Origin of the sequence: Ciceribacter sp. L1K23 (assembly GCF_018122705.1) — a bacterium.
Lineage (GTDB): Bacteria > Pseudomonadota > Alphaproteobacteria > Rhizobiales > Rhizobiaceae > Allorhizobium.
Window position 1 is genome coordinate 3,855,741 of the sequence record NZ_JAGRRC010000001.1, and the last position, 22,517, is coordinate 3,878,257.

General features: G+C 63.0%; 21 protein-coding genes, 1 tRNA gene and 2 riboswitches. Of the genes, 6 read left to right on the forward strand and 16 right to left on the reverse strand.

Features of this window, described 5'->3' with window-relative positions:
• Nucleotides 1-4 precede the first annotated feature (4 nt).
• The 6 genes from J5J10_RS18665 to tesB all read right to left on the reverse strand — a co-directional run bounded on the left by J5J10_RS18665 (nt 5) and on the right by tesB (nt 7,378).
• Nucleotides 5-808, reverse strand: coding sequence for an exodeoxyribonuclease III (locus tag J5J10_RS18665; protein WP_211931016.1), 804 nt, complete (start codon nt 806-808; stop codon nt 5-7).
• Between the two features lie 112 nt (nt 809-920).
• On the reverse strand, nt 921-1,586 hold the full coding sequence (locus tag J5J10_RS18670; protein ID WP_211931017.1) for an outer membrane lipoprotein carrier protein LolA: 666 nt from the start codon (nt 1,584-1,586) through the stop codon (nt 921-923).
• A 73-nt stretch (nt 1,587-1,659) separates the two neighbouring features.
• Nucleotides 1,660-4,338, reverse strand: a complete 2,679-nt coding sequence (locus tag J5J10_RS18675) for a DNA translocase FtsK (RefSeq protein WP_211931018.1) — start codon at nt 4,336-4,338, stop codon at nt 1,660-1,662.
• 212 nt (nt 4,339-4,550) lie between these two features.
• A complete protein-coding gene (locus J5J10_RS18680; protein WP_208547767.1) occupies nt 4,551-5,903 on the reverse strand; it encodes an ammonium transporter in 1,353 nt (450 codons plus the stop codon).
• A gap of 27 nt (nt 5,904-5,930) precedes the next feature.
• On the reverse strand, nt 5,931-6,281 hold the full coding sequence (locus J5J10_RS18685) for a P-II family nitrogen regulator (RefSeq protein ID WP_281436198.1): 351 nt from the start codon (nt 6,279-6,281) through the stop codon (nt 5,931-5,933).
• Between the two features lie 212 nt (nt 6,282-6,493).
• Nucleotides 6,494-7,378: an acyl-CoA thioesterase II gene (gene tesB / locus J5J10_RS18690; protein WP_211931019.1), complete on the reverse strand. Its 885-nt coding sequence runs from the start codon at nt 7,376-7,378 to the stop codon at nt 6,494-6,496.
• Between the two features lie 44 nt (nt 7,379-7,422).
• Here tesB and J5J10_RS18695 point away from each other — a divergent pair, with 44 nt between their 5' ends.
• Nucleotides 7,423-8,676 (forward strand): ubiquinone biosynthesis hydroxylase, encoded by a 1,254-nt coding sequence (locus tag J5J10_RS18695; RefSeq protein ID WP_349252095.1) that lies wholly within the window; start codon nt 7,423-7,425, stop codon nt 8,674-8,676.
• 12 nt (nt 8,677-8,688) lie between these two features.
• Here the strand turns inward: J5J10_RS18695 and J5J10_RS18700 are convergent, their stop codons facing one another.
• The 4 genes from J5J10_RS18700 to J5J10_RS18715 all read right to left on the reverse strand — a co-directional run bounded on the left by J5J10_RS18700 (nt 8,689) and on the right by J5J10_RS18715 (nt 11,217).
• Nucleotides 8,689-8,883 carry a Trm112 family protein gene (locus J5J10_RS18700; protein ID WP_208547763.1) on the reverse strand — a complete coding sequence of 65 codons (195 nt, stop codon included), beginning with the start codon at nt 8,881-8,883 and terminating at the stop codon, nt 8,689-8,691.
• 6 nt (nt 8,884-8,889) lie between these two features.
• Entirely contained in the window at nt 8,890-9,570 is a 681-nt protein-coding gene (locus tag J5J10_RS18705; protein ID WP_211931021.1) for an LON peptidase substrate-binding domain-containing protein, read from the reverse strand.
• Nucleotides 9,571-9,664: 94 nt separating this feature from the next.
• Nucleotides 9,665-10,639, reverse strand: a complete 975-nt coding sequence (gene trxA, locus J5J10_RS18710) for a thioredoxin (protein WP_211931022.1) — start codon at nt 10,637-10,639, stop codon at nt 9,665-9,667.
• Nucleotides 10,640-10,695: 56 nt separating this feature from the next.
• Complete coding sequence (locus J5J10_RS18715) at nt 10,696-11,217, reverse strand: prolyl-tRNA synthetase associated domain-containing protein (RefSeq protein ID WP_211931023.1); 522 nt, start codon at nt 11,215-11,217, stop codon at nt 10,696-10,698.
• Between the two features lie 256 nt (nt 11,218-11,473).
• Between J5J10_RS18715 and J5J10_RS18720 the strand changes: the two genes are divergently transcribed.
• A tRNA-Gly gene (locus J5J10_RS18720) sits at nt 11,474-11,548 on the forward strand.
• A gap of 162 nt (nt 11,549-11,710) precedes the next feature.
• Nucleotides 11,711-12,034 carry a multidrug efflux SMR transporter gene (locus J5J10_RS18725; protein WP_211931024.1) on the forward strand — a complete coding sequence of 108 codons (324 nt, stop codon included), beginning with the start codon at nt 11,711-11,713 and terminating at the stop codon, nt 12,032-12,034.
• A 24-nt stretch (nt 12,035-12,058) separates the two neighbouring features.
• On the opposite strand, the gene J5J10_RS18730 is transcribed toward J5J10_RS18725, so the two are convergent.
• The 5 genes from J5J10_RS18730 to J5J10_RS18750 all read right to left on the reverse strand — a co-directional run bounded on the left by J5J10_RS18730 (nt 12,059) and on the right by J5J10_RS18750 (nt 16,739).
• The gene (locus J5J10_RS18730; RefSeq protein WP_211931025.1) at nt 12,059-13,078 is read right to left on the reverse strand and encodes an aldose epimerase family protein; all 1,020 of its coding nucleotides are present in this window, start codon (nt 13,076-13,078) and stop codon (nt 12,059-12,061) included.
• A gap of 23 nt (nt 13,079-13,101) precedes the next feature.
• A complete protein-coding gene (locus J5J10_RS18735) occupies nt 13,102-14,289 on the reverse strand; it encodes a VWA domain-containing protein (protein ID WP_211931026.1) in 1,188 nt (395 codons plus the stop codon).
• 6 nt (nt 14,290-14,295) lie between these two features.
• Nucleotides 14,296-14,745, reverse strand: coding sequence for a GNAT family N-acetyltransferase (locus J5J10_RS18740; RefSeq protein WP_211931027.1), 450 nt, complete (start codon nt 14,743-14,745; stop codon nt 14,296-14,298).
• A gap of 1 nt (nt 14,746) precedes the next feature.
• Nucleotides 14,747-15,670 carry a homoserine O-succinyltransferase gene (metA, locus tag J5J10_RS18745; RefSeq protein ID WP_211931028.1) on the reverse strand — a complete coding sequence of 308 codons (924 nt, stop codon included), beginning with the start codon at nt 15,668-15,670 and terminating at the stop codon, nt 14,747-14,749.
• A gap of 89 nt (nt 15,671-15,759) precedes the next feature.
• Nucleotides 15,760-15,837, reverse strand: a riboswitch (SAM riboswitch).
• A gap of 59 nt (nt 15,838-15,896) precedes the next feature.
• On the reverse strand, nt 15,897-16,739 hold the full coding sequence (locus tag J5J10_RS18750; protein ID WP_211931029.1) for a MoxR family ATPase: 843 nt from the start codon (nt 16,737-16,739) through the stop codon (nt 15,897-15,899).
• A gap of 133 nt (nt 16,740-16,872) precedes the next feature.
• Between J5J10_RS18750 and J5J10_RS18755 the strand changes: the two genes are divergently transcribed.
• On the forward strand, nt 16,873-17,526 hold the full coding sequence (locus tag J5J10_RS18755) for a thiamine diphosphokinase (protein ID WP_211931030.1): 654 nt from the start codon (nt 16,873-16,875) through the stop codon (nt 17,524-17,526).
• Nucleotides 17,527-17,529: 3 nt separating this feature from the next.
• On the forward strand, nt 17,530-19,359 hold the full coding sequence (locus J5J10_RS18760) for an ABC-F family ATP-binding cassette domain-containing protein (RefSeq protein WP_211931031.1): 1,830 nt from the start codon (nt 17,530-17,532) through the stop codon (nt 19,357-19,359).
• Nucleotides 19,360-19,375: 16 nt separating this feature from the next.
• Here the strand turns inward: J5J10_RS18760 and J5J10_RS18765 are convergent, their stop codons facing one another.
• On the reverse strand, nt 19,376-21,154 hold the full coding sequence (locus J5J10_RS18765) for an ABC transporter ATP-binding protein/permease (RefSeq protein ID WP_211931032.1): 1,779 nt from the start codon (nt 21,152-21,154) through the stop codon (nt 19,376-19,378).
• 168 nt (nt 21,155-21,322) lie between these two features.
• Nucleotides 21,323-21,438, forward strand: a riboswitch (TPP riboswitch).
• A 42-nt stretch (nt 21,439-21,480) separates the two neighbouring features.
• Here J5J10_RS18765 and thiB point away from each other — a divergent pair.
• Nucleotides 21,481-22,506: a thiamine ABC transporter substrate binding subunit gene (gene thiB, locus J5J10_RS18770; RefSeq protein WP_211931033.1), complete on the forward strand. Its 1,026-nt coding sequence runs from the start codon at nt 21,481-21,483 to the stop codon at nt 22,504-22,506.
• The last annotated feature ends 11 nt before the right edge of the window (nt 22,507-22,517 follow it).

Below are 22,517 nucleotides of genomic sequence, written 5' to 3' on the forward strand. Positions count from 1 at the left end.
CGATTCAAAGATCGAAGGTGGCGGTGACGGGGACGTGGTCCGACGGCCGCTCCCAGCCACGCGCTTCGCGCAGGATCTCAATGTCTTGCAGCCTCGGTCCGAGATCCGGCGATGACCAGATATGGTCAAGCCTGCGGCCCCGGTCCGCAGCGGCCCAGTCCTTGGCGCGGTAGCTCCACCAGGTGTAGATCTTCTCGGAAGGATCGACGTTCTGTCGCATGAGATCCACCCAGTTTCCAGCCCGGATGATTTCAATCATGCCCTCGGTCTCGACCGGCGTGTGCGAGACGATCTTCAGCATCTGCTTGTGCGACCAGACGTCGTTTTCAAGCGGCGCAATGTTGAGATCGCCAACGAGAATTGACGAGGTGTCGGCCTCGGCATCCGAACGCAGCACCTTCATCTCCTCGACGAAATCCAGCTTGTGGCCGAATTTCGGATTGATGGTCCGGTCCGGCTCGTCGCCGCCGGCCGGGACATAGAAATTGTGGAGCCGAATGCGCCGGCCGCCGCGTTCGAAAATCGCGGAGATATGGCGCGCATCGCCGACTCCGCAGTAATTGTGCCTGTAGTCCTCCGTCAGCGGCAGCTTCGAGATGGTCGCGACACCGTGATAGCCCTTCTGGGCGTGCAGGATGATGTGCTCGTAGCCGAGGGCCCTGAACGCGTCGGCCGGAAACTGGTCTTCCAGGCACTTGATCTCCTGCAGGCAGAGAATGTCCGGATTCTTCAGTTTCAGGAAGTGTTCGACGATGGGAAGGCGAAGCCGTACCGAATTGATGTTCCAGGTGGTCAGGGAAAAGGCCATGCGCCGACAGTCCATACGCTATCAAAGATGCGGCGGAACTTAACGGGGGATGCGGCGCAAAGCCAGAGCCGGGCCGGCAAAACGCGGGCCGGCGCCTGGTTATCCCTTGTCGTTAGCCGCCGCGCTTGTGGACGTCGGCATAGGGGACCTCGAAGACGCGGGCATCGAAGTTCACGCCGGTCTGGACGTTGAAGATCATGACCGTGGTGTCCTTGGCCTGCGCGTCGGTGATGGTCCACTGGCGCAGTTCGAAGCTCTTCGGGTCGAACATCAGGGTGATGGTCGAATCGCCGAAGATCGTCCGGTCGCCGAGCACGATCGTCGTCAGGTCGGCCTCCTGCTTGACGCCGCGGACCATCTGGTGATTGAGGTCGATGCGGTCGGAGAGAAGCAGGCTGAGCGGTGTCTTCGACAGCGGATAGATGTCCCAGGTCTTCAGCTTCATGTTGCCGATCACGACGTTGCGTCCATCCGAGATGACGCGCATCGGCGACGGGTTCTCGTAGTTGAAGCGCAGCTTGCCGGGGCGCTCGATGTAGAACTTGCCGCCGGTCTGCTCGCCGCGCGGGCCGAACTGGACGAACTCGCCCATCATCGTCTTCACCGAGGAGAAATGGTCTGCGACCCTCTGCGCTTCTTCGGGCGGACCCGAGGCGGCGAGCGCCATCGGCGCGTTCAGCCAGAGGCAGGCACCAGCCGCGGCCGCGCCGGCGACAAAGGCACGGCGCGAGATCGGTGACAGGGCTGAACCCGGGCGGAACTTGCTGTTGGCGGTCATTCGATTCTCCTTTGCTGGCCTCTCATGGGCGAAAATCGCGGCGTCTTCGTGACGCGCATTTTTCGCCCGCGGCCTATCGTTCGATAATGTCGCTTTCGGTCGGCACGAGGATTTCCCGCTTGCCGGCGTGGTTGGCCGGGCCGACGAGGCCTTCCTTCTCCATGCGCTCGATGATCGAGGCCGCACGGTTGTAGCCGATGCCGAGCCTGCGCTGGATATAGGAGGTCGAGGCCTTTCCGTCACGCAGGACGACGGCGACTGCCTGATCGTAGGGATCATCGGATTCCGACAGGTTCGAGGTGCCGGCCGGGCCGCCGCCTTCATCCTCGTCGTCGTCATCGATGGTGATCGCATCGAGATATTCCGGCGCGCCCTGGGTCTTGAGGTAGGCGACGATTTCCTCGACCTCGTTGTCGGAGACGAAGGGGCCGTGGACGCGCTGGATGCGGCCGCCACCGGCCATGTAGAGCATGTCGCCCATGCCGAGCAGCTGTTCGGCGCCCTGCTCGCCAAGGATGGTGCGGCTGTCGATCTTGGACGTCACCTGGAAGGAGATGCGGGTCGGGAAGTTCGCCTTGATCGTACCCGTAATGACGTCGACCGACGGACGCTGGGTCGCCATGATCACGTGGATCCCGGCGGCGCGGGCCATCTGCGCCAGACGCTGGACAGCACCTTCAATATCCTTGCCGGCGACCATCATCAGGTCGGCCATTTCGTCGATGATGACGACGATGTAGGGCATCGGCTGGAGATCGAATTCCTCGGTCTCGTACATGGCTTCGCCGGTCTGGCGGTCGAAGCCGGTCTGCACGGTGCGCGTCAGCACCTCGCCCTTGGCGATGGCCTGCTCGACGCGGGAATTGAAGCCGTCGATGTTGCGAACGCCGATCTTCGACATCTTCTTGTAGCGTTCCTCCATCTCGCGCACGGTCCACTTCAGCGCGACGACCGCCTTTTTGGGATCGGTGACGACCGGCGAGAGCAGGTGGGGAATGCCGTCGTAGATGGAAAGTTCCAGCATCTTCGGGTCGATCATGATGAGGCGGCACTTCTCCGGCGGAAGCCGGTAGACGAGAGACAGGATCATGGTGTTGATGGCGACCGACTTACCGGAGCCGGTGGTACCGGCGACGAGGAGGTGCGGCATCTTGGCGAGGTCGGCGATGACGGGCTCGCCGCCGATGGTCTTGCCGAGCGCCATCGCGAGTTTTGCCTTGTTGGTCTCGAAATCGCGCGAGGCGACGAGTTCGCGCAGGTACACGGTCTCGCGCGACTGGTTCGGCAGTTCGATGCCGATGGCATTGCGGCCCGGCACCACGGCGACGCGCGCGGCGATCGCGCTCATGGAGCGGGCGATGTCGTCGGCAAGGCCGATCACGCGGGAGGACTTGATGCCGGGGGCGGGCTCCAATTCGTAGAGCGTCACCACCGGGCCGGGGCGGACGTGGATGATCTCGCCCTTGACGCCGAAGTCTTCCAGCACGCCTTCCAGCATGCGCGCATTCTGCTCCAGCGCGTCCTTCGACAGCGTCGCATCGCGCGCAACGGCCTTGGGTTCGGCCAGGAGGTGGACGGAGGGAAGCTGGAAGCCTTCCGGACGGATCAGGGAACCCTGGGCCTCGCGCTCCAGGCGGGAACCCGGCTTCGGCCGGGCCGCGGGGGCGGCGACGCGTTGGGGTGCCCGATCGTCCGCGGGTCTGGCGCGGATGGTCGGTTTTACCTCGTCGAGGTCATCGTCGTCATCGGAGAGGATGCCGGCCGGCAGGGGCATGTCATCGACATCGAAAGGCGGATCGTCATCGAAGCGCGGCGCCGCGCGGGTGGCGGCCGGTGGTGCAGCGATGATCGGCTTCGGCCGGACGCGGGCGGGCTCGGGCGCGACGTCGAGGCCGGAGTCAAGCGAGGGCTCGTGGATCATGCGGGCACGATGCGGCGGGTCGAAGTGGTCGGCGTCGTCCTCGTTGAAATCGTAGGGCTGGTCGAAGTCGTCCTGAGGTCGAGACTTCATGCCGAACAGACGGCGCAGGCGGGCGCGAGCGGTGTACCAGCCATGGGTCATGGCGCCGAGCGCCAGGGAGCCGAAGGCAAAACCTTCCGCCTCGTCGTCGTCGAGCCGCGGTTCCTCGCGGCGTTTCGGCGCAGCCTGGCGGGGAACGAGATCTTCCTCGCGCGGCTCGTTGCCGATCAGGCCGGACGCAAACAGCATGAGCCACAGGGTCGGAAGGGCGAACAGGGATCCGATCACCAGACCGGCGGTGCCGGTCGGATAGGCGCCGATGAAGAGGGCGGGGAAGCGCAGAAGCATGTCGCCGAGAACGCCACCGGTGCCGTTGGGGATCGGCCACGTGGCCGGCGGCGGCACGCAGCCGACCAAGGCGGCCGCTGTCAGGGAGCCCAGAACCCAGGTGCCGACCCGGGCGGGAAGCCGGTAGATGCGTCGGCCGGCGATGAGCGCCAGCGACCAGGCCAGCACGGGCAGCAGCGACAGAACGCTCGCGAGGCCGAGGAACTGCATCATGATGTCGGCGAAGGCGGCACCCGGCCGTCCGAGAATATTCGTCGGCTCGTTGCTGGTGGCGTAGGAAAAGCTGGGGTCCGCGACGTTCCAGGTCGCAAGGGCGGCGACGGCGAGCATCAACAGGAGGAAGATCGCGAAGCCTCCGAGCGCCAGCAACTGCCGGATGACGAATGCGCTCAGCGCGAAGCGGTTGGAGTGATCCTCCACGTGGGCCGAATGGCTTCTGCTCATGGTCCTGCCTTGACTTGTACTCGGAGCGCGCGTTTCGGGCACGCCTGAACAAGGCGGACAGACCGAAACCGGTCGGTAGTCTAGGTCGCCCAGGGTTAATGTGGCATTAACCATGGAGCGTCCGGCGGCGACGGCAACGAAAAAAGCCCGGACCTTGCGATCCGGGCTTCTTTGAAGGTCGAGCCGCGCCGGCCAGCCGGCGCGATCGCCTATTACGAGTGGTAAGCGGCTTCGCCGTGGGAGGCGAGGTCGAGACCTTCGCGCTCGGCTTCGACCGGAACGCGCAGGCCGACGATGATGTCGGTGATCTTGTAGAGGATCACCGAGCCGATGCCGCACCAGACGATCGTGACGAGGACCGCGTAGAGCTGGGTCATGAACTGGCCGCCCATGGTGACGCCTTCGGCGTAACCGATGCCGCCCAGCGAGGACGAGGCGAAGATGCCGGTTGCCAGCGCGCCGAAGAAGCCACCGACGCCATGAACGCCGAAGACGTCAGCGGTGTCGTCGTAACCGAACTTGTTCTTGATCACCGAGATGAAGAAGTAGCAGATCGGCGAGACGAGCAGACCCATGATGATCGCGCCCATCGGACCGGCAATACCGGCAGCGGGCGTGATGGCAACGAGGCCGGCAATCATGCCCGAAGCGGCGCCGAGCATCGAAGCCTTGCCGCGGGTGAAGCTTTCGACAACGACCCACGATACGATCGCAGCAGCCGTGGCGATGAAGGTGTTGACGGTTGCGAGCATCGCGCCGCCGGAAGCCTCAAGGTTCGAGCCGGCGTTGAAGCCGAACCAGCCGACCCAGAGCATGGCCGCACCGACGAGGGTGAGGGTCATGGAGTGCGGAGCCATCATGTCCTTGCCGTAGCCGGTACGCTTGCCGACCATGATCGCGCCGATGAGACCTGCAACACCTGCGTTGATGTGAACGACGGTGCCGCCGGCGAAGTCGAGAGCGCCCCAGCCGAAGAGAAGGCCGTTTGCGTCCCAGACCATGTGGGCAATCGGGAAGTATACGAAGGTGACCCAGAGCAGGCAGAACAGAACCGACGCGGAGAACTTGATGCGTTCCGCGAAGGCGCCGACGATCAGCGCCGGGGTGATGGCGGCGAAGGTCATCTGGAAGAGGATGAAGATGAACTCCGGAATGACGGCGTCCGAGAAGGTCGCAGCCGTGGAATCCATGGTGACGCCGGACAGGAACAGCTTGGCCGTGCCGCCGAAGAAGGCGTTGGTCGAGCCGCCGAAGGCGAACGAGTAACCGTAGATGACCCAGGCGAGCATGATCGCCGCGCCGACGACCGTGCACTGCATCAGAACGGACAGCATGTTCTTGGCGCGGACCAGGCCGCCGTAGAACAGGCCGAGGCCCGGCATCAGCATGAACAGCACCAGGATGGTGCAGAGGAACATGAAGGCGGTATCGCCCTTGTCCGGAACCGGAGCGGCGGCCACGGCTTCAGCAGCTGCCGGTGCGGCTTCCTGCGCGAAGGCGATGGCCGGGGCCAGCAGCGCAGCGCCGGCGGCGCCGAGGGTTGCGGAAAACTTGGTGAATGACATCAGAAATGACTCCCCTTACAGCCGTCTTCAAAGAGCTTCGGAATTGGTTTCGCCGGTGCGGATGCGCACGGCCTGGTCGATCGAGTAGACGAAAATCTTTCCGTCGCCGATCTGGCCGGTCTTGGCGGCGGAGGCGATCGCTTCCACGGCCTTGTCGACCATCTCGCCGCCGACGGCGATCTCGATCTTCAGTTTCGGCAGAAAGCTGACGGCGTATTCGGTGCCGCGATAGATTTCGGTGTGCCCCTTCTGGCGCCCATAGCCCTTGACCTCCGTCACGGTCAGGCCCTGGATGCCAACCGCGGTGAGGGCTTCGCGCACCTCGTCGAGCTTGAACGGCTTAATAATGGCCATCACAATCTTCATCTGGTTTCCCATCCTTTGCTTATCTTCGGCACGGGGCCGACTCTCCGGCCGCTGGCGATCAATTCAGCAGCGACTGGCGAGATACATTCAAAGGGCGTGCCAGATTCGAATGGCGTAATAAGTTATTGAAAAGTAAAGACTATAAATGATGCTGCCAAGAAAGAGGCAGTTGAACGGGCGATAAGCGGGCGAAATTTGGGCAGTTTTGCGATTCTGCCTATAAATTACGCATTTGCCTTTTTGCGGATCAACCCTTCCTGGGCCACCGAAGCGATCAATACGCCGGAGCGGCTATAGATGCTTCCCCGGGTCATTCCGCGCGCCCCCGATGCGCTTGGGCTGTCCTGAGTGTACAGGAGCCAGTCGTCGAGGCTGCAGGGGCGATGAAACCACATCGCGTGGTCGAGGCTGGCGACCTGCAGATCCGGATCGAAGATCGACGTGCCGTGCGCGTAGAGCGAGGTGTCGAGCAGTGTCATGTCGGAAAGGTAGGCCAGAACAGCCGCTTGAAGGGGGCGATCATCGGGCACCGGGCCAGTCGTCCGCACCCAGATATTCGCTTGCGGTGCCAGCTTCTCCCTGGAGATGTAGTGCGCCATCGATGTCGGGCGGAATTCGACCGGGCGTTCGCGTCCCCAATATCGCTTCACGTTCTCCGGCGCCTCGGCCAGGAACAACTTCTGGAATTCCTGTTCGTCCATCAGGCTGTCGGGCGGCGTGACCTCAGGGATATCGACCTGGTGCTCGAAACCCGGCTCGTCGAGCTGGAACGAGGCGGACATGGAGAAGATGGCCTTGCCGTGCTGGATGGCCACAACCCGACGGGTGGTGAAGCTGGCGCCGTCCCTGATGCGCTCCACCTGATAGACAATGGGGATAGATGGATCGCCTGGCCGCATGAAATAGGCATGCAGGGAATGAACGAGGCGATCCGGCTCGACGCAGCGCTGCGCGGCAACCAGTGCCTGGGCGATCACCTGACCACCGAACACCCTCTGCCAACCAACCTTGGGGCTACTTCCGCGGAACAGATTTTCCTCAAGCTTTTCAAGGTCCAGCGTGACGAGGAGCTGATCCATGGCGGCGGACCTTGCATGTTGCTGCGACATTTTAATAGGCGTTCCGGTTCTAGGATGTGGTCTGAGACTGTTCTATATACCGCCCAGAGGTCGAAACAAAGGACGAGGATAGCGACATGCCGGACATGATCATCGTCGGAGGCGGATATGTGGGCCTGGCGGCCGCCGTCGCCGTCAAGCAGGCGGCGCCGCATCTGTCCGTCGAGGTCATCGAGGCGGCGCCCGCCGGCGTATGGCGAAACGATCCGCGCGCGTCCGCCATTATCGCCGCGGCGACCCGCATGTTCGAGGTTTTCGGGCTCTGGGACGAGATCGAACCGGAGGCGCAGCCGATCAACCGGATGATCGTCACCGATTCGAAGACAGGCGATCCCGTGCGTCCACTTTTCCTGACGTTCGACGGGGCGATCGAGGACGGCCGCCCCTTTGCCCACATGATCCCCAACACCGCCATGGTCGGCGCCTTGCTGGGCGCCTGCGAGCGGCTCGGCATATCCGTGCGCAACGGGGTCCGCGCCACCGAGTTTTCGGCCGGGTCGGCGAGTGCCAAGCTCATGCTGTCGGACGGGGAAACCCTTGAGGCACGCCTCGTGGTCGCCTGCGATGGGGTACGGTCGAAACTGCGCGATATGGCAGGGATCAAGACCGTCAAATGGCAATACGGCCAGTCCGGCATCGTCACCACGGTCGAGCATGAGCGGCCGCACGAGGGAACGGCGGAGGAACACTTCCTGCCCGCCGGCCCGTTCGCAATCCTGCCGCTCAAGGGCAACCGGTCCTCGCTCGTCTGGACGGAGCGGACCGAGGATGCAGACCGGCTGGTGGCCTCCGACGATCTCGTGTTCGAGGATGAACTGGAACGTCGGTTCGGCCACAAGCTCGGCGCGCTGAAGGTGGTCGGCAAGAAGCAGGCCTTTCCGCTGGGGCTGACGCTGGCGCGCGCCTTCGTCGCACCGCGCCTGGCGCTGGCCGGCGATGCGGCACACGGCATCCACCCGATCTCGGGCCAGGGTCTCAACCTAGGCTTCAAGGACGTGGCGGCGCTTGCGGAAACGGTGGTCGAGGCGGATCGCCTGGGTCTCGACATCGGCGCGCTGGATGTGCTGGACCGCTACCAGACCTGGCGCCGTTTCGATACCTTCCGGATGGGTGTGACGACCGATGTGCTGAACCGGCTGTTCTCGAACGATTTCGGTCCGCTCAGGGTGCTGCGCGACATGGGTCTAGGTGTGGTCGACCGTATCCCGGCGCTGAAGTCCTACTTCATTTCGGAGGCGGCCGGAACGTCCGGCCCGGCGCCCAGGCTGCTCGCCGGCCAGGTGCTCTGAGACGCTGCCGCGTCAATCGTCGATCTTGCGGGCCTCCGACACCAGCATGATCGGGATGCCATCGCGAATAGGGTAGGCGAGCCTCGCCTTCTCGGACACCAGTTCATTGGCCTCGCGGTCGTGGTGAAGGCGGCCCTTGGTCAGCGGACAGACGAGCAGGTCGAGCAGTTTGGTGTCGACGCCGCCCTTGCCGAGGTCCGTGTCCATGTTACCTCACTGCAGAATATTGTCGGCGTCGCCGAAATTGCGGGCGAGCACGATTTCGGTGATGGCGATCAGCGTTTCCGCCCTGGTCTTCAGGTCCGGCGCCTCCAGCAGGGCCTGCTTCTCGGCCGGACCGAAGGGTGACATCATCGAGAGGGAGTTGACGAGGGTGAGGTTGCTCGCCCGTTCGACGCTCTCCCAGTCGGCCTCAAGCTTGTTGGCCATCAGGTAGGCCCTGAAAGCGGCCAGCAGCGCCGTACGGTTGACGGTCGCTTCCTCGTCCTCGCAGGTCAGGTCGGAGATGAAGGGAACGATCCGGAACGTGCGATAGGGTTCGCTTTTCGTCGTTTCATCGAGAAGCCGGAAACGGCAAATGCCGCTGAGCGAGATGATGTAGCGCCCATCTCCGGTCTCCGAGAGCGCGGTGATGCGGCCGATGCAGCCGACGGTCGCGAGCGGAGGACGCTGCGACGCGGTCTCGCCTTCCGACGGTTCGGTGAGAGAGGGTTGCACCATGCCGATCAGCCGGTCCGTGGCGATCGCGGCATCTATCATCGCCAGATAGCGGGGCTCGAAAATGTTCAGGGGGAGCTGGCCGGCGGGCAAAAGGAGCGCACCGCCCAGCGGAAAGACCGGCAATGTCTCCGGGAGGTCATCGGCGCCCAGATAGCGTGCGTTTCCGACTTGCATCCTGTTTACGTCCTTTCGGCTCCGGGGACCGAGCCGTACCGTCCCATCGTCCTGTCACCACGCAGGTCCCATCGCTAGATAGGGTGCCGCGGCGTCACGAGAAGAGGATGGACGACAGCTTTCGCCGAGCCGCGATCGTGGCAGGGTCCTTCGGTCCCCAGGCGTCGAAGAATTCGAGCAACTGGCGGCGCCCGCCGTCGTCGTCGAAGGTGCGGTCACGCTTCATAATCAGCAAGAGGTGGTCGGCCGCCTCGTCGCGCTTGCCCTCGACATTGCGGATCTTGGCGAGTTTCATGCGCGATTCGTGGTCGTCGGGGTTCAGCGCCAGGGCGTGCTCAAGAGCCGCGGGATCGCCGAGCTTGCGGGCTTCCTCATAGAGCTCGAGCTTTTTCCTGACCGCCTGGACGGCTGGATCGTTCGCCAGCTCTTCCGGCGCGTTGGCCAGCAATTCGCTGGCGCGCGCGTGCTGGTTGGCGGCGATCATGCATTCGGCCATGCCGGCATAGGCGCCGGCATTCTGAGGGTCTGCCTGGAGGACGGCACCGAAAAGCTGGGCAGCCTCCTGCACAGCACCTTCCGCAAGAAGCGTGCGGGCTTCCTCGAGCGCACCCTCGATCTCGGCCGCGCCGGCGTCACCGGCATCGGGACCGGCGATACGGTCGATGAATTGGCGTACCTGGCTTTCGGGAACCGCGCCCATGAAGCCGTCGACCGGGCGGCCATCGACGAAAGCGACGACTGCGGGGATCGACTGGATGCCGAGCTGGCCTGGAATGGAGGGATGGTCGTCAATGTTGAGCTTGACGAGCTTCACCCGGCCGCCGGCCTCGTTCACGACCTTCTCGATCACCGGTGCGAGCTGCTTGCAGGGGCCGCACCATGGTGCCCAGAAATCGACCAGAACCGGCTGCCGTCGGGATTCTTCCATCACGTCCTTGGCAAAGCCGGCCGTGGTGGTGTCCTTCACGTGGCTTGCGCCCGCAGCAGCCGCCGGTGCCTCTGAGAATCGAGCCTGGGCCGTCATCTGGCCGCCGTAGCCGCCGCCGTAGGGGTTGTTGCTGTCGCTCATGATGGTCTCCCGGTGTTCTTTCGGCCGCCGCCGGCTGTTGCCGCTAAGATCGTATGTCAGGCCGTGACTTTCAAGACAAGCGGGGTGTGACCCGTCGCCTCCATGAAGCGAATAAGATCGTCGCGGGCGATCGAGGTGGTGGCGTCGTTGGAGAGCGGATGGCAGTTGATGATCTCCTCCCGCATCAGATCGGCATCGAGCACGAAGGTCACGTTATGGCCGGTATCGTTGATGGCGCCGAAGGCGGTGACAGAGCCCGGAATGACGCCGAGATACTCCATCAGCTTTTCCGGTTTTCCGAATGACACCTTGCTCGCCGCGCCGATCAGCGTGTGCACGGTCTTCAGGTCGACGGACGCGTTTTCCTCGACCGTCAGAAGGAAGAAGTTGTCCTTCTTGTCTTTCACGAACAGGTTCTTCGTATGGCCGCCGGGAATTTCGTCGCGCAGCGAGACCGATTCGGCGACGGTGAAGACCGGGGGATGATACTTCGTCTTGTGGCTGATCCCGAGGTCGTCGAGGAAGCGGAAGAGATCCTCGGCTGTCTTCGGAGGGATGGTTTCGCTGGTGTCGGTCATTCTCGTTCCTTCGGCCTGCTGCATCAGCGCTTCCGGAAGGAGGCGCGTGGAGGTGATACGATCCGCGAGCGCGGTTGGCAATCATTGGCGTGCCCCGTTTTCCGGGCGTTTGCCGGGACTTTTCGGACCAATGAATTTTTTCTCCGCGGATTCGTCATTTCCTTGTTGCATTTGAAAAAGGACTGAGCCATATAGCGCCCGTCGCCGCAACGCGGTGACCTTCGATCCACCGACTACCCCCGGATCGTCGCTGTGAGCGGGTGTAGCTCAGGGGTAGAGCACAACCTTGCCAAGGTTGGGGTCGAGCGTTCGAATCGCTTCACCCGCTCCAATTTTCCTCCCGATATTCTGATCGAAACCGCGTCGATGACGACGTCTCAAGTGTTCTTGATCTCGCGTCCGGAAACCCCCACATAGTTGTGTGCGAGGCCACGTCCTCCCCCTTCAAGGGCAGATGTCCGGGACGGCCCGGTTGCTTGACCGGGAGAAAATCGTGGCCTGGATCTATCTTTTCGCCGCAGGACTGTTCGAAATCCTGTGGGCCTTCTCCATGAAACAGTCGGACGGTTTTACGCGCGTCGTTCCCACGCTGGTGACGGTCGCGGCGATGATCGTGAGCTTTGCGCTGCTGTCGCTTTCCATGCGCAGCCTGCCGCTCGGGACCGCCTATACGATCTGGACCGGCATCGGCGCCGTCGGCGCCTTTACCGTCGGGATCGCGGTGCTCGGCGAGCCTGCGGGTCTTGTCCGCATACTCGCCGCCGTCCTGATCATCAGCGGGCTGGTGCTGATGAAACTCGCCAGCCCGTCGCACTAACTCCGCCCCGGTGTCGCCTGTTCGTCAGGTCTTCGAGAAGACGTAGTCGGTTTCCTGGCGGAGAACTTCGCCGGGCCGCAGGATGGCGTTCGGGAAATTCTCGTGATTGATGGCGTCCGGCCAGGTCTGGGTTTCCAGGCAGAAGCCGGCAAAGGGGCCATATTTGCGGCCTTCGAGGCCGGGGACAGGGACGTCGAGATAGACTCCGGCGTAGAACTGCACGCCAGGTTCAGTGGTCCGGACCTCCATCGACACGCCGGAATTGATGCTGCGTGCAAGCGCGATGCTCCGCTTTGCCTGCCGCTTCGCGGAGAGGCAGAAATTGTGGTCGTAGCGGACCTGGGCGTCGCCGTCGAAGCGCTTCATCTGTGTGAGCTTGCGGAAGTCGAAGGCGGTGCCCTCCACCGGCTTGATCTCGCCGGTCGGAATGAGCCTGTTATCGACCGGGAGATAGTGATCAGCGGCGATCATCAGATCGTGGCCGAGCGCGTCATCCTGGCCGTCGAGGTTGAAATAGCTGTGCTGGCAGATATTGGCGAGCGTCGGCGCGTCGGTCGTGCTTTCGTAGACGACCGACAGCGTTCCCTCCGGCTTCAGGTGATAGGTCGCCCGGACCGTGCAGTTGCCGGGATAGCCGGCGCGGCCATCGGGATCGGTGATCTCAAGGACGACGCGATCCTTCGCGAGGTCGGCGATCGTCCAGTTGCGCACCGCGATGCAGTCGCTACCGCCATGCAGGTGGCCATAGGCGCCTTCGTTCAGTTCAAGCTGGTAGCTCCTGCCGTCAAGCGTGAAGCGTCCGCCGGCGATGCGGTTCGAGCAGCGGCCGGGAGTCGCGCCGAAGTAGGGGGAGTGCTTCAAGTAGGCGTCCAGCGTGTCGAAACCGAGCACAAGCGGCGCGTCGTGACGGGCAAGGCGCAGATCCTGGATCACGGCGCCCCAGGTGACGATCGATGCCGTGAGCCCGCCGCCTTCGAGACGCACGCGCCCGACGGATTCGCCTGAGGGCGTCGTGCCAAAGGTTTCGATGGAGGGTCTGCTCATGCGGGTTCTCCCAGAATTTTTGTTCAACGCGACAGCTCGCGCGCCGCCGTTTCCAGGCCGCCGAGCGTCAAGGGAAACATGCGGCCGTTCATCAGCGACCGTATCATGCCGACCGATGCCGTATAGCCCCAATAGTCCTCGCGCAACGGATTGAGCCAGAGGCATTTGCGGAAATGGCCGGTCAGCCGGTTCAGCCATGCCGCGCCCGGTTCGATGTTCCAGTGCTCGACCGAGCCGCCGGGCTGGCTGACCTCGTAAGGGCTCATGGCGGCGTCGCCGACGAGGATTACGCGGTAGTCCGGGCCATGGGTGCGGATGAGGTCTTCGGTGGCGATCGTATCGACCTGGCGGCGGCGGGCGTCGGTCCAGACGCGTTCGTATAGACAGTTGTGGAAGTAGAAGTAGTCCATGTGGCGGAATTCGGCGCGGGCGGCCGAGAACAGTTCCTCGACGCCCCGGACGTGATCGTCCATCGAGCCGCCGATGTCGAAGAACATCAGCAGCTTGACGGCGTTGCGCCGCTCGGGGCGCGTCTTCACATCGAGATAGCCGTGCTCTGCGGTCGCCTGGATCGTGCCCTGGAGATCGAATTCCTCGGCGGCGCCTTCGCGGACGAAACGGCGCAGCCTACGCAGCGCCACCTTAACGTTGCGGGTGCCGAGTTCGACCGTGTCGTCGAGATTGCGGAACTCGCGTCTGTCCCAGACCTTCACGGCGCGGCGGTGGCGCGAGCCCTCCTGGCCGATGCGCACACCTTCGGGATTGTAGCCATAGGCGCCGAAGGGCGAGGTGCCTGCCGTGCCGATCCATTTCGAGCCGCCCTGATGGCGGCCTTTCTGTTCCTCGAGTCGCTGGCGCAGCGTTTCCATCAACTTGTCAAAGCCACCCAGCGACTCGATAAGCGCCTTGTCCTCGTCGGAGAGGTGTTTCTCGGCGAGCTTGCGCAGCCACTCCTCGGGGATGTCCGTCGGCTCGATCCCGTCGCCGGTGCCGGACAGGGCCTCGAGCCCACCGAAGATTTCGGAGAAGACGCGATCGAAGCGGTCGATGTGGCGCTCGTCCTTCACCAGCGTCGCGCGGGCGAGAAAATAGAAGGCCTCGACGTCGAAATCGGCGATGCCGGTGCGCATGCCTTCCAGCAAGGCGAGGAATTCGCGAAGCGTTACGGGAACGCCTGCCTCCTTCAGCCTGAGGAAGAACGGGACGAACATCGAGGCCTAAAAGTTTTGCTGGTAGACGATGAAGGGTGTCTTTTCCGCGATGCGGTCGTAGAGGCGGCGGGCGGTGGAATTGAATTCCTGCGTCATCCAGTAGACCTCCTTCGACCCTTCCGCCTGTGCCTTCTCGTAGACGGCCTCAATCAGCGCGCGGCCGATCCCCACGCCCCTAACGTCCGGATCGGCAAACAGATCCTGAAGGTAACACACATTGTCGATATGCCAGCAGGAGCGGTGGAAGAGATAGTGCGCGAGGCCGACGGGCTTGCCGTCGACGAGGGCGAGAAGGCCGCGATACTCGTTGGCGCCCCCGCCGATGAGGCGGGAGAAGGTGGAGGCGTAGATCTCCTCGGGGAGTTCGGTATCGTAGAAGGCGAGATAGGCCTTCCACAGGCGACGCCACTCGGCTTCGTCGGCCGCCTGGAGGGGTCGTATCACCGGCTCTGTCATCTCAAACCTCCTTGCCGATCTCGTTCAGGTCGTAAGGTGTCATCTGGTAGATCTCGTTGATCCAGTTGCCGAACAACAGGTGCGCATGGCCGCGCCAGCGGTTGAGCGGCGTCAGCGTGTCGTCGTTGTGCGGGAAATAGTTGTGCGGCAGCTTGATCGGGACTCCCGCCGACTTGTCGCGGAAATACTCGTCGCCCAGAGAGGTCGAGTCGTATTCGATGTGATTGAACATATAGAGGCGGTTCGCCCGCTTCTCGTGTACGAGGCAGACGCCCATCTCGTCCGATTCGAGCAGGATTTTCAGGTCCGGCACCTTTTCGATGTCGGCGCGCCGAACCTCGGTCCAGCGCGAGACGGGAACCTGGAAGTCGTCGGAGAAGCCGTTGAGATAGACGGACGACGGCGCCAGATTGCGGTGCCGGTAAACACCGAACGCCTTTTCCTTCAGCGTGTGCTTCGGCACGCCGTTGAAATGATAGATCGCCGCCATGGCGCCCCAGCAGACGTTCATGGTCGAATGCACGTTCGTCGTGGTCCAGTCGAGGATCTGTTCGAGTTCCGGCCAGTAGGTGACCTCCTCGAACGGCAAGGTCTCGACCGGCGCGCCGGTGATGATGAAGCCGTCGAACTTGCGGTCCTTCACCTCGTCCCAGGTCTGGTAGAAGGACAACAGGTGCTCCTCGGGCGTGTTCTTGGCCTTGTGGCCGCCGATGCGCACCAATGACAGCTCCACCTGAAGCGGCGAGGCGCCGATCAGCCGTGCGAACTGGATCTCGGTCTTGATCTTGTTCGGCATGAGATTGAGAAGCCCGATCTGAAGCGGGCGGATGTCCTGGCGGACGGCAACCGTTTCTGTCATCACCCGCACACCCTCGTGAACGAGGGTTTCAAAGGCGGGCAGTGTATCGGGTATCCTGATCGGCATGTTGTTCGACTTCCCTTGCCATGGCGGTCGCTGACCGCACATACAAAAACACCGGCGGCTTCTTCATCGCCACCGGTCCTCGGAAAGTCTTTGAACTTGCCTCGGCCCTTTAGCGACTTGTTTAACGTGGCTGCAAGCCGGCCGGCCAAATCACCACGAGGAGAGGCTGATTTACGCCCGTCCGGCGCGCGAATCAACGAAAAACGTTGCCGCAGTGCGGTCGTGGTTACCGGTTTTCGCGCCTGGCCATGAAGGCCAGCCGCTCGAAAAGATGCACGTCCTGCTCGTTCTTCAGAAGTGCGCCGTGGAGCTTCGGCAGGGCCTGCCTGGCGTCGCCACGAAGATCGGCGGGATCGACCTCGTCGGCGACCAGCAGGCGGATCCAGTCGAGCGCTTCCGATGTCGAGGGCCGCTTCTTCAGTCCGGGTGTTTCGCGGATTTCATAAAACCTCGTGAGCGCGTTGCGCAGCAGATCGCTCCGGATGCCCGGATAATGGACGTCGACGATACGGGCGAGCGTGTCGGCATCGGGAAAGCGGATATAGTGGAAGAAGCAGCGGCGCAGGAAGGCATCCGGCAGTTCCTTTTCGTTGTTGGAGGTGATGATGACAATCGGACGCACTTCCGCCTTCACGGTCTCGCCGGTTTCGTAGACATGGAATTCCATGCGGTCGAGTTCCTGGAGCAGATCGTTGGGGAACTCGATGTCGGCCTTGTCGATCTCGTCGATCAGCAGCACGACCTTGCGGCCTGCCGCGAACGCCTGCCAGAGCTTGCCCTTGCGGATATAATTCGAAACGTCGTTGACCCGCTCGTCGCCCAGCTGGCTGTCGCGCAGGCGCGACACGGCATCGTATTCGTAGAGACCCTGCTGGGCCTTGGTGGTCGACTTGATGTTCCATTCAATGACATCAAGGCCGAGGGCTTTTGCAACCTGCCTGGCGAGTTCGGTCTTGCCGGTGCCGGGTTCGCCTTTCACCAGCAGCGGCCGTTCCAGCCGGATCGCGGCGTTGACGGCGATCATCAGATCCTTGTCGGCGATATAGTCGGCGGTGCCGGTAAACTGCATTGTATCCGAGCCTCGTTCGTTTCCGGCTGAAACCTAGTGACGCGACCGGTTCCGCGCAAGCAGGGCGTCACCGACGCCGGCGACGCCGCATTCGTCTTTCCCTTTTGCGCGAAGATGCGCTAAGGGCAGGCGCATGACATCGACTTCGTTCACCCTGTTGCTCGGCGGCCACCTCACCGTCACCGATCGCCTCCGGTCGCTGACGGAGGGCAGCCGTGTGATCGCGGCCGACAGCGGCATGCGGCATGCGGCAAGCCTGGGTGTGGTCCCGGAGTTGTGGGTCGGCGATTTCGACAGCAGCGACGCCGCCCTTATCGCGCATTTTCCGGGCGTCGAGCGGCGCACCTATCCTGCTGCCAAGGCCGCGACCGACGGGGAAATCGCCGTCGCCGAAGCGATCGCGGCCGGTGCGACACGGCTGATCTTCGCCGGCGCGCTCGGCGGAGAGCGTTCCGATCATGCGCTGCAGCACTATCTGAATGCTCTGGGTCTCGCCGAAGACGGGTATGAAGTGGTGCTGACCTCCGGCGAGGAAGAGGCCTATCCCTTTGCCGACGGCAGCGAACTCATTCTCGAATTGCCACGGGGCGCCCTGTTTTCAGTGCTCGGTTTCACGGCGCTGGAAGGACTGACGATCCGCAACGCGCGTTATCCGCTTCAGGATTTCAACCTGACCTTCGGGTCGTCGCGGACGATATCCAATGTCGCAGAGGGTCCGATCTCGCTTTCCCTTTCCCGTGGCCGGGCCATGCTGCTCGCCCGCCCCTATGATCTTTCCGGAGTCTAGCCCTTGGCACCTCCCATCCTGAAACTCGACGACATCCAGCTTTCCTTCGGCGGCACGCCGTTGCTCGCCGGCGCCGGCCTCCAGGTGGAGCCGGGCGACCGCATCTGCCTTGTCGGCCGTAACGGCTCCGGCAAATCGACGCTGATGAAGATTGCGGCCGGGATGGTGGAGGCGCAGTCGGGCGAGGTGTTCCGCCATCCGTCGTCCACCATCCGCTATCTGGAGCAGGCTCCCGATTTCGACGGGTATTCGACCGTGCAGGCCTATGCGGAAGCAGGGCTCGGGCCGGGCGACGATCCTTACCGGGTTACTTATCTTTTCTCGCATCTGGGTCTCACCGGCGAGGAAGACCCGAAGAGCCTTTCCGGTGGCGAGGCGCGCCGGGCGGCGCTTGCGAGGGTGCTGGCTCCGGAGCCGGATATTCTTCTGCTCGACGAGCCGACCAACCACCTGGACCTGCCGACGATCGAATGGCTGGAAGGGGAATTGCAGCAGAGCCGCAGCGCTCTCGTTCTGATCTCGCACGACCGACGGTTCCTCGAAAAGGTGTCGACGGCGACCGTGTGGCTTGATCGCGGCTTGTCGCGCCGGCTCGACAAGGGGTTCGGCCATTTCGAGGAATGGCGCGACAAGGTGCTGGAAGAAGAGGAAATCGAGCAGCACAAGCTCGGGCGGCAGATCGAGCGCGAGGAACATTGGCTGCGCTATGGCGTCACCGCGCGGCGCAAGCGCAACATGCGCCGGCTCGGAAACCTCCAGGATCTCCGTGCCCAGTATCGCGGCCACAAGGGGCCGCAGGGCACGATCCAGGCTTCGGTTGCCGAGGGCAGGGAAAGCGGCAAGCTGGTCATCGAGGCCGACAAGATCACCAAGGCGTATGGCGAGCGGACGATCGTTGCACCATTCTCGATCCGCGTCCATCGGGGCGACTGTATCGGCCTCGTCGGCCCGAACGGTGCCGGCAAGACGACGCTCCTGAAAATGTTGACGGGGCAACTGGAGCCGGACGGCGGCACGATCAAGCTTGGCACCAATCTTGAGATTGCCGTGCTCGACCAGAAGCGCGAGGACCTGAACCTCGAGGACACGCTGGCGCACTACCTGACGGACGGGCGCGGCGAGAACCTCTTGGTCAATGGCGAGCAGAAGCACGTGACAGGCTACATGAAGGACTTTCTGTTCCAGCCTGAGCAGGCCCGTACGCCAATCAAGAATCTCTCGGGCGGCGAGCGCGCCCGGCTGATGCTGGCGCGGATCATGGCGAAGCCTTCGAACCTCTTGATCCTCGACGAACCGACCAACGACCTCGACATCGAGACGCTCGACCTTCTACAGGAAATCGTGGCCGGATACCCGGGCACGGTCATTCTCGTCAGCCACGACCGCGACTTTCTCGACCGGACCGTGACATCGACCATCGCGCCCGCCAATCCGGAGGAGCCGGACGGTCGCTGGATCGAATATGCCGGCGGCTATTCCGACATGCTGGCCCAGCGCAAGGGCGCCGAGGACGAGCGGAAGCGGGTGGAGAAAGCAGAAAAAGCCAAGGCGAGCGCAAACTCGACCGCCACCTCGGAGAGCGGAAACAAGGGCAAAGGTAAGCTCTCCTACAAGCAGAAGTTCGCGCTCGAAAACCTGCCGAAGGAGATGGAAAAGGCGGAAGCCGAGATCGCCGCGCGCGAGGCGAAGATGGCCGATCCGAACCTCTTCACGAAGGACCCGGCGACCTTCAACCGGCTTGCAGCCGAGATGGAAAAGCTGCGGGCGGACATCACCCGCATGGAAGAGGAATGGCTTGAGCTCGAAATGCTGCGCGAGGAGTTGGAGGGTTGACGGCCCCGGCCGTCGGTCACGGTGCCGTCGGCAGTTTTTCCAGATGCAGGAGCTTCGGCGATAGCGCCTCGTTGAAGGCCGCGGAACGGCCGATATAGATCAGGGTCGAGTCGGACAAGTCCTGCATCACGCCGACGAGCCGGCCCACCGTTTCCGGTTCCAAGCCTTCCAGGACTTCCTCAAAGACGATCCAGCGGGGACGTCGCAGCAGAAGGCCGGCAAAGGCAAGTTCGGCCTGTTCATCCTTGTCGAGCTGCCGGTCCCAGCGGTTACGCTCGTCCAGACGGCTCGAGAGATTGGCGAGGCCGACGCGCGTCAGCGCCGCGACCATATCCGTATCGCTGAAATCCGCCGAGGGTGCCGGATAGACCAGCAGACTGCGCAGTTTTCCTTCGGGCAGATACGGCTGTTGCGGAACGAAGTGGATCGCTTCCCCTTCCGGCAGGCGGATCATGCCGGTGCCATCGGTCCAGAGCCCGCCGAGCGCGTTGAACAGCAGTTTCCGGTTGATGCCGTGGTCGCCATTGATCATCACGCGGTCGCCGGACCGGATCACGGCATCTTGCTCATGCAAGCGAAAACCGGTTTCGCAGCCGGATGTGGTGGGTCGAGCGCAGACTTCCAGCCGTTCTATGGCGAGACTGTCGGTCGGACCGGTCTCAAGGACAATTGATGTCTTATCTGAGACGTCGCCGTCGAGGCTCGTCAACGCGGCGCGGAAGACCGTGACGCGCATCAGCGCGGCCTGCCAGTCAGCGATCTGACCGAAATTGTCGACATACCAGCGCAGCGCCGAATAGACCTGCGTGAAGGCCGCCGCGGCCATCATCAGCCCGCCGAACGTGATCGTGCCGGCGAAATAGGCCGGCGAGGCGATGAGGATCGGGACCACGATCGCCAACCAGCCAAAGCCGGCCGTTACCCAGGTAAGGTTGGTGAGCGCGAGCGCCAGACGGCGAATGGTGGCCAGCACCGTGTCTATGGTTTCGTGGATATGGCGACGCTCCGTCTCGCCTGCCCTTGCCAAGGTGATCGCCTCGAGATTTTCGTTGGCGCGCATCAGGGCGAAACGCAGATCTGCTTCTTTCGCATATCGCTCGGCGTTGAGCCGCGACAGGCTGCGGCCGACGAGTTGGCTGAGAAGGGCGGCCGCCGTGGCATAGAGCAGCGCACCCCACACGAGATAGCCGGGAATAGCAAAGCTGCGGCCGTCGACGTGGAAGACGAAGTCGTTGGACAGCGTCCACAGGACGCCGACGAAGGAGGCGAGCAGGATCGTCGACTGCACGAGGCCGATCGCCAGCGATGCGGTCATCTCGGCCAACTTGCGCGCGTCCTCGTGCAGTCGCTGATCCGGATTGATGCCGAGCGGGCTTGAGACAGAAAGGCGGTAGGCGCGCCTGTCGGTCAGCCACTGGTCGACGACATCGCGGGAAAGACCTTCACGCATGGACAGCGCCGTCATTTGATTGAGCCAGGTCTGGATGACGTTGAGCAGCAGGAGGCAGCCGGCGATCACCGCGAAATTCTGCAGTTCCTTGATGAAGGCGGGAAGATCGCGTCGTTCGAGCGCATTGTAGAAAGGCGCGTTCCACTGGTTCAGCAGCACCGTGCCATAGGCGGTCAGCAGAATGACGCCGAGGAGGGCGATCGCGAAGCCGATGATCCGGTTGCGGGAGGCCGATTGCCAGAAACTGTCGGCGGCTATTTTCAACTGGCGGCCAAAGCTCAGCTCCATGCTGGCCGCTGTCGTATCTGTGGTGGCTGTCACTGCTGCAAGGTCTGAAATCCGCATGCGTCCCGTCTCGGTGATGATGCCCCGCGTAGCCTATTTCCTATACCGCCACATGACGATCCGGAAGCCGCCATGGGATAGCGCGCGGTCGTCGAACCGTGGGTCACGGGCGCTTGAGCCGGGCGTCGCGGAGGCTTGCCAGGCGGGACCCATCGCGTTATCTCTTCGCTTGCTCTAACGGGGTGCCCCTCGTCCTTTTCGGACGATTGGCTGAGAGGCTTCATCGCCAACCCGCGGAACCTGATCCGGTTAACACCGGCGGAGGGATTAGACGCGTATCCCAAGCGACGCCCTATCCCCGATTTTGTCAACAAGAGGAGGGCGTCATGCCGAACCGTCGTTCATATCCTGCCATTTGCGGCCTTGCCGCGTCACTCGTTCTTGCCTTTACGCAGCAGGCTGCCGCCCTTTCGGCGGAACGGAAGCTGACCGTCTATACCTATGAGAGCTTCATTGCGGAGTGGGGTCCTGGTCCGAAGGTGAAGGAAGAGTTCGAGAAGACATGCGACTGCACGGTCGATTTCGTCGGCGTGGCCGATGGAGTGGCGCTTCTGACACGGCTGAAGCTTGAGGGCGAGACGAGCCAGGCCGATATCGTTCTCGGGCTCGATACCAACCTCGTGACCGAGGCCAAGGATACCGGACTGTTCGAGCCGCACGGCATCGATACTTCGGGTGTCAAGGTGCCGGGTGACTACTCAGACGACGTGTTCGTGCCTTACGACTACGGGCATTTTGCCTTCGTCTATGACACAGAGGTACTGAAGACGCCGCCTGCAAGCCTCAAGGAGCTGGTCGATGGCGACCCTTCCGTGAAGATCGCGATCCAGGATCCGCGCACCTCGACGCCCGGGCTCGGACTGCTTCTCTGGGTCAAGGCCGTCTACGGCGACGAGGCGCCTGCCGCCTGGGCGAAGCTCAAGGATCGCGTGCTGACGGTGACGCCGGGCTGGTCGGAGGCCTATGGGCTGTTCACGAAGGGCGAGGTGCCGATGGTCCTGTCCTACACGACCTCGCCGGCTTACCACATGGTGGCCGAGGACACGGACCGGTATCAGGCGGCGGCGTTTTCGGAGGGGCACTACATCCAGATCGAGGTCGCCGGTCTTTTGAAGACTGCGCCGCAGAAGGAACTGGCGCGGCAGTTCCTGTCCTTCATGATCACGCCCGGCTTCCAAGATGCGATCCCCACCAACAACTGGATGATGCCTGTCACCTCCACCTCCGAGCCGTTGCCAGACGCCTTCGGCAAGCTCGTGCAGCCGGAGAAGACGCTGCTGTTCAGCTCCGACGAGGTCGCGGCTAACCGGAAAGCCTGGGTCGACGAGTGGCTCGCCGCCATGGCCAAGTGACGCCGTGCTGA